Source organism: Rubrimonas sp. (assembly GCF_036788415.1).
In the GTDB taxonomy this organism is placed as follows: domain Bacteria; phylum Pseudomonadota; class Alphaproteobacteria; order Rhodobacterales; family Rhodobacteraceae; genus Rubrimonas.
The window spans coordinates 1-6,378 of the sequence record NZ_DAIQNN010000128.1 but is presented as its reverse complement, the minus strand read 5'-3'; the positions used below and the strand labels follow the sequence as shown (position 1 = coordinate 6,378).

The 6,378-nt window shown below is 70.4% G+C and carries 8 protein-coding genes; all 8 read right to left on the bottom strand.

The genetic code is table 11. From position 1 onward, the window contains the following. Window positions 1-363 (bottom strand): hypothetical protein (locus V7Q31_RS16695; RefSeq protein WP_333834990.1); only part of this gene is annotated, 363 nt, incomplete at its 3' end. 11 nt (window positions 364-374) lie between these two features. After that, window positions 375-815: a hypothetical protein gene (locus V7Q31_RS16690; protein ID WP_333834989.1), complete on the bottom strand. Its 441-nt coding sequence runs from the start codon at window positions 813-815 to the stop codon at window positions 375-377. A gap of 19 nt (window positions 816-834) precedes the next feature. Beyond that, window positions 835-1,167: a hypothetical protein gene (locus tag V7Q31_RS16685; protein ID WP_333834988.1), complete on the bottom strand. Its 333-nt coding sequence runs from the start codon at window positions 1,165-1,167 to the stop codon at window positions 835-837. Beyond that, window positions 1,164-1,895, bottom strand: coding sequence for a DUF2092 domain-containing protein (locus V7Q31_RS16680; RefSeq protein WP_333834987.1), 732 nt, complete (start codon window positions 1,893-1,895; stop codon window positions 1,164-1,166). Before V7Q31_RS16680 ends, V7Q31_RS16685 begins: the two co-directional genes overlap by 4 nt. 28 nt (window positions 1,896-1,923) lie before the next feature. After that, complete coding sequence (locus V7Q31_RS16675; protein ID WP_333834986.1) at window positions 1,924-2,697, bottom strand: transporter; 774 nt, start codon at window positions 2,695-2,697, stop codon at window positions 1,924-1,926. A gap of 91 nt (window positions 2,698-2,788) precedes the next feature. Then, window positions 2,789-3,532 (bottom strand): hypothetical protein, encoded by a 744-nt coding sequence (locus V7Q31_RS16670; protein WP_333834985.1) that lies wholly within the window; start codon window positions 3,530-3,532, stop codon window positions 2,789-2,791. Next, window positions 3,529-4,695, bottom strand: coding sequence for a patatin-like phospholipase family protein (locus V7Q31_RS16665; RefSeq protein WP_333834984.1), 1,167 nt, complete (start codon window positions 4,693-4,695; stop codon window positions 3,529-3,531). Before V7Q31_RS16665 ends, V7Q31_RS16670 begins: the two co-directional genes overlap by 4 nt. A 189-nt stretch (window positions 4,696-4,884) precedes the next feature. After that, window positions 4,885-5,934 (bottom strand): helix-turn-helix transcriptional regulator, encoded by a 1,050-nt coding sequence (locus V7Q31_RS16660; RefSeq protein WP_333834983.1) that lies wholly within the window; start codon window positions 5,932-5,934, stop codon window positions 4,885-4,887. Window positions 5,935-6,378: the final 444 nt, after the last annotated feature.

Below are 6,378 nucleotides of genomic sequence, written 5' to 3'. Positions count from 1 at the left end.
CATGGTGAAGGGGCCCGCGCAGCCGACGAGCCGCCAGCCCGCGCAGGTGAAGCCGCCATAGGCGACCGCCCCGTCCTCGGCCTCGATCCTGCACCGGGCGGCTCCGGTCTGGCGGCCGTCGGCGCTGTCTGCCTCGATCGTGCCAACGCATACGATGCGGCCCGCCGGGATCGGGCCGTGCCCCGTATCCACGAAGTACGGCCCGTGCATCTCGCCCGCGAAGCTGGTGGCGGTGTCCGAAGTCGCGATCACGGCGCCATGCGCCGAGAGCACCGCGAAGGCGTCGATGGTGATCGCCTCCTCAGCGGCGGCTGTAGTCGCCGCAAGCAGCGTGGCGGCGGTGAAGGTTGCGATGGTCCGCATGGCGCGCCCTCTCAATCGAAGCGAATGTAGACGGCGTCGCCGCCGAGCGAGAGCGCGAGGCCTTGGCGGCGGCTCTGCAGTCGGATCTCGACCCCGCCATGCTCGACATTCTGCAGCCACAGCTCGCCGAGCGAGTCCGAGCCCGCGGCGACGCCATAGCGCACCTGGGCGTAGGCGCCCTCAAACTCCCCGACATGCGTCAGGCCATAGACCTCGCCTTCGGCCTCGACCCGCGAGGCGCCGATGCCGCCATAGCCGACGCCGCCCATCGTGAAGCCGTGGTCGCGCCCCTCGAAGCTCAGCACGCCGCCGCCGACCGAGCCGCTCCACATGAAAGCGACCTGAATCTGGCTGAAGCGGACCTTGCCGACAGCGGCGTCGCGCGGCGGCGGTCTGTCCGCCGACCACGCGGCGAAAGGGGTGGCGAGAAGGGCGGCGGCGCCGCCGATCAAGGCCCGGCGGCTCGGCCGCCTACTGGACTTCGACCAGGACATATTGGTTCCCATGGGGTTGGTAATAGACCGCGCCGCAGCTGTAGAAATTCGCGCCGTTGATCACAACCGGGCGGCATCCGGCGGGCAGCGCCGCGACATAGACCGTCGTGCGGCGGACGACGCGCCGGGTGGTGCGGCGCGCGACGCCGGCGACGCTGACGGGGGTCAGCGGCCGGCCGACGCGCGCCTCCGCCGTCGAGAACGGCGTCTCGCCGACCCATTGCGCCGGATCGAAGTCGAGCGCGAGGCCCGCGACGAGGGCGCCGAGGATCGCGACGCGGCTGAGCCTTGATGCGTTCGTCGTCCTCACTCCCATTCCTCGAGCTGAAACTCGGTCGCATCGACCGCGCGCGCCCCGTCCGGCGGCGCGAAGGCGAAATCGCCGCTCACCCCCGCCGACCAGTCGTGAAACTGCGCGGTGAACTGGGGCGCGCCCATCACCCATTTGGCGGTGATGACATAGCGCAGCGGCAGCGCCGGTTCGCCGTCGCGCACCCAGATCTGCCAGTCGTGATCGGCGGCGCGATAGAACAGGTGATGGGCCGGCTGGCCCGCGACCGTGGTCAGGCCCATGTAGTCGCCGCGCTCGACGCCGTTCATCAGCGTGGCGCAGGGATCGGCGTAGAGCAGATCGGCGCCGCCGGCCGCGCCCTCGCCGAACAGCGCCAGCAGCGCGTCGAGACCATCGTCCACCCCGCCGGGAGACGGGACGGCTGCGTAGCCTCCGAGCGCCTCTGACCAGACGGTGAGCGCAGCGCCGTCATGCACGGCCTCCGTCGCGCCCAGAGCGCCCTGGCGGCGCAACCGGAACCCCGCCGCGCGATCAACGTCCGCCGTCGTCGTGGCGAGGAGGTGCAGCTTCCGTCCGTCGCGCAGCACGATTTCGGTCGCCGCGTCCGACGTCACGCGGAAGGCGGGCATCGCGCCGAGCGCGCCGCACATGGCTTGGAGAACGCTGTCGGCGTCGGGGTCGATCTCGGCGGCCCCGAGGGGCGTCGCGACCAGCGCCGCCATCGTCGCCGCCCTGCGGAAATTCATGGTTGTCCTCCCTCTCATGTCCGTCTCGTCACCGTGGAAACAGAAAGGTGAGCTGCGATCTGGCGCCAAAGCCCTCGGGGCCGCCATCCGGCCCGTCGAGCCAGTAACGCGCTCCCACGCCGATCTGGATCAGTTGAGCGCCAATCGGCAGGATCTGCGAGGCCACGAGGTTGACCGCCGGCGACGCCTGATTTTCGCGCCAGTCGTAGGTCATCTCCATGTTCAGCGTCAGGGTGGTGGCCGTTGGCCAGGAGTGTGCGACGAAGGGCTGGACGAAGCTCGCGTTCACATCCGTCCGGGAGTCGTCGCCCGCGAACGACCAAAGGTGGTTCGCCAGCGCGCCGACCGTCCATGGCCCCCGCTGGACCAGCGCGACCGCCGTCGGCCCCGCGGCCCATTTCCCGCCCCCGAGGGCGTCGTCGGTCGCCGCCGGAAAAAGCGCCACCGGCCCGACGCCCCAGATCAGGCCGCCCGGCCCCGCGGTCTTGGGCGAGAAGAACGCCGACTGCGTCACGTCGCCGAGGCCGAACTGCGATCCACCGCCGAGCGCGCCGCCGTCAAGCCCGACCACCGGCAGGATCGTGCGCGAGATCAGATTCCAGTCGTCGGAGATCCCGACCGGGATTACCGGCTGGATGTTGGTCAGATACCGCTCGCCGTCGCCGTCTGGCCCCATGCCCCGGTCGAAGTTGAACTGGATCGGCAGGCTGATCAGGTCGGCGATGGGGTTGGAGAGCTTCTTCGCGAGGGTCGCCGCATCGGAAGCCAGCGCCGCCGCAGGGCCAGCGGGTGCGATATGCATCAGCGCGGCAAGGCACGCCGCAGCGACGTGGCGATACGCTGCGCGCACGCGCCAGGAAGGCCTTCGGCGACAGTCGGGGCGCTCAAGCATGTCAGAACACCACCGAAAAGCCCACGGTCGGGCCATAGAGTTGCAGGTCCACCTCGACGCCGTCGTTCTCGTAGTCGATGGACAGGTAGCGAAAGCCGAGGTCGCCGCGGATGCGCTCCGAAAAGGCGTAGGACCCGCCGACGAACGCCTCCCACGAAAAATCCGACCCGAGGCCGAAGCCGCCGATGTCGGCGGCGGCGCGCAGCGCGATCCGGTCCGTCGCCTGATAGCCGACCCGCAGGCCGATCAGCGGATCGACGAAGGTCTCGGTCGCCGATGCGCTTTGCGACTCAAGCGCGTCGCTTCGCGAGAGGTCCACTTCGGTCGAGACGAGCCGCGCGCCGCCGAAGGCGTCGATGCTGGCCGTCTCGTCGGACCACAGCCGCCAGCCGACCGCGCCCGTGCCGACAAACGCCTTCAGCCCCGTGTCGATGCGGGCGCCCGCAGGCCCGGCGCCGTCCGTCGAGAGCTTGGTGTACATGACGTCGCCGAGCAGCAAAAGGCGGCCGCGCCGCGCCTCGGCGTTGGCGAAGGCCGCGAAATCGAGCGCGTCGAGCACGTTGTCGAGCCCCGCCGACACACCGCTGGAGAGGCGCCCGCCGCCCGGCGTGGGCGCGGCGCTGTCCAGTTCGGCCGCCGGCAGCCAGCCGTAGAGCGTCACCCGCCCGCTCCACCCTTCGGACCAGTCCTGCGCGAGGGCGGCGCCGGGGAACAGCAGTGCGGCGAGGACGAGCGAGCGGATCATCGGGGGGCCTCGGCATGGGACAGGACAAGCGTTTCGGGTAGGTCGGTCGCGAAGAAGGGCGGCGCGTCGCGCCACGCCTGACCCGAGCGGAGCCAGTCGCCGGCGAAGTCGTAGAGACACGCCATGAACGCGCGGTCGAAATCCTCGGTCGGCGGCGGGCACGGCGTCTCGGGCGGGATCCACGTCACGTTGAAGGCGATGTCGTCGCGTTGGGCGATGGCGTAGAGGCGGTAGACGTCGCCCGTCCCGCTGCCGCGAATCAGGGAACTCACCGCCGCCTCGCCGATCGCCGGCAGCCGCGGGCGCACGGTGCGATGCGGCGGAGACAGGTCGTTGTTCACGATCACCCAGAGCCTACGGTCGAAGTTGCGCCCGAACACCGCCCGCGTCGCCGCCGCAACCGGTAGTTGCGGCGAGACGAACGTCACCTGCGACGAGGCGCCGCCGTCGACGTGCATCTCGTCGTAGACCGCACCGTCCGGCCCCTCCACGTCGATGAAGATCGGCGGAAACGCCACCGGGATCGCCGCCGAGGCCCGGATCAGCGACCGCACCAGCGCCAGCGCGTCCGGGTGGCCGGAGGCGGCGATGGCACCGATGTTCCAGATCACCGGTCGTCCGGCGTCGAGGTTGGTCGTGCCGATGAACAGCAGGCGGCCCCGCCGGTGTTCGATGGCGATCTCCGCCAGCAGGTCCGGCGTGACGTATTCCGCGATCACCCGCGCCAGCGGCGTGGTGTCGCCGAGCGCGGCGCCCGAGATCAGGCCCGAGACGAGGGTCGACTCGACGAGATCGGCGGTCGCGTAACGCGAGTAGATTTCGCGAAGCGTCGCGTCATGCTTCGGCCCGAGGAAGGCGAAGGGCGCGATGATCGCGCCGGTCGAGACGCCGGAGACGCCCTGAAACTCCGGCCGCGTTCCGCTCTCGCTCCAGGCGGTCAGCAGCCCCGCCCCGAAGGCGCCCCACTGGCCGCCGCCGGACAGCGCCAGCAAGTCCAGCTGGGGCGTTCGGCCCGCCGCGAGCTCAGGGCCGAAGCGCGTCCGCAGCAGCGACGCCTCGGCGAGGATGAAGTCCTGCATCTCCCGTTCGCTCAGGGCGTCGCCCCATGTGCGCAGGCCGCTCATGCCGAGCGGCTCCACCGCTTCGGCGAGAGGGGTCGGCACGGGCTGACGCGTCAGCGGTCCGCCGCAGCCGGCAAGCGCCATGACAGCCGCGGCGATGGACAGCGCGCGACCAAGCAGCGCGCCCACGCGAGGAGGGCGGCGCATGGAAGGGGACGTGCCCCCTGAGGGCGGCGATGCAGCGCGAACCGATTTCATCGTGTTCATGATGCCGGTCGATGAATAGGCGATTTACCTTTGCACGCCACCGACGCCCGTGGCCTTCCGTCGCACCCGCTTTCCGGCAAGCGCTTTGGCGCGGATCGCCCGAGGTGTCTCGCCAGTCCAGCGCCGCACGGCGCGCGACAGGGCCGAGGCGTTGGCGTAGCCGAGACGAACCGCGACGTCGCCCATGGCTATACACTCGGACCCGAGCAGGCGGAGCGCCGTCTCGCGTCGCATCTCGTCCACCATATCGGAAAACGCGACGTCGTGGGCGGCGAGCCGCCGCTGCAGGGTGCGCGGGCTGGTTCCGGCCGCCGCCGCGACGTCGTCGATCGAGATCGACCCGGCGCCCATGATCGCACTGATCGTCCAGCGCAGCGACTGCACGAAGTCCACCTCGCCCCCCGTTCCCGAAAGCTTCGCTGCCTCCCGGGGAACATCGCCCGCGGGGCGTTTGAGGCGTGCGTCGGCCACGCGCGCCGGAATGTCGATGACGAGCTTCGGCTCCGTCGCCGCCTCGACCAGGCCGAAACATGGGCGCAGGTGCGCGAGCCCGGCAGTGGGGTGGGGCGCGATCTCGACCCGGGAGAATAGCGGCGCTTCGGCCGCGGTGGCCCTGCAGATCGCCTGTGCGAGCGCGGCGACGTATTGCTGCACGTAATGCAACGCCTCTTGATCGAAGCCGAGCCCCCACAGGTCGATGAAACGGATGCCCTCCGGCGTATCCTCGACCGCGATGCGCTCATGCGTGCTGTGTCGCGGCATGAAATCGACGATCGCGTGCAATGCCAGACGCGGAGTCCGCCGCGCGAGTGCGATGACGCCGATGGCCCCGATCTCGCTGAAACTGGTGCTCGCCCCGATGCGGCAGAAAACGTCAGGACCCTCCGTCCGCCCGAGGCGGCGCAGCAGCTCCGCGCTGTTGAGGATCGGTGCGAAGCCGTCGGCATCCTCGGCGACCCACGCGCCGAGCGCGGCCTCTTGGAGCGCTTCTTCAACAGGCAGGCCGCGTCCGACCATCCAGCGCAGGATGGGCGACAGCACGGCGGCGCGGATTGAAGGAACGACAGCGATCATGGAGATGCACGATTCCACACTTGGGGTGAGACGTGTCGCATCGACCTCATGAGACACGTCGCAGGTTAGCCCAGTATATGACTTTGTGCCTCGAGCTGTCATTGAGTGCGCCGCACCCGATAGCTGCTCCAGGGCTCCTACTGCTCGTTCGCCGCGGCGAGCGCAGACGGCCGGTCTGGGCTGGAAGTGAAGATGGCCGTCAGATCACCGAAATGACCGCTTGCCGCGCTGGCGTCGTGTGGGGTGGCGCCTGCGATGAGCGCGACGAGCGTGGCGAACGACACGCGTTAGTGCCGACCCATAACCCAGGGTCTATTCCCCCCGCGCCGGTGCGCGCGCCGGGGGCCTCCCGCTGAGGCGCGGGACTGCGCTCGCGGCGGCCGCGCGTGCGCGGCCTTGCCCGCTTCGTCCCGCGCCCGGCCGTCCACGGCGTCCCGGCGCCGT

Bases quoted from the DNA above. Each gene is read 5' to 3' on its own strand.
- V7Q31_RS16680 (WP_333834987.1), bottom strand. From the start codon at position 1,895: ATGAATTTCCGCAGGGCGGCGACGATGGCGGCGCTGGTCGCGACGCCC.
- V7Q31_RS16675 (WP_333834986.1), bottom strand. From the start codon at position 2,697: ATGCATATCGCACCCGCTGGCCCTGCGGCGGCGCTGGCTTCCGATGCG.
- V7Q31_RS16670 (WP_333834985.1), bottom strand. From the start codon at position 3,532: ATGATCCGCTCGCTCGTCCTCGCCGCACTGCTGTTCCCCGGCGCCGCC.
- V7Q31_RS16660 (WP_333834983.1), bottom strand. From the start codon at position 5,934: ATGATCGCTGTCGTTCCTTCAATCCGCGCCGCCGTGCTGTCGCCCATC.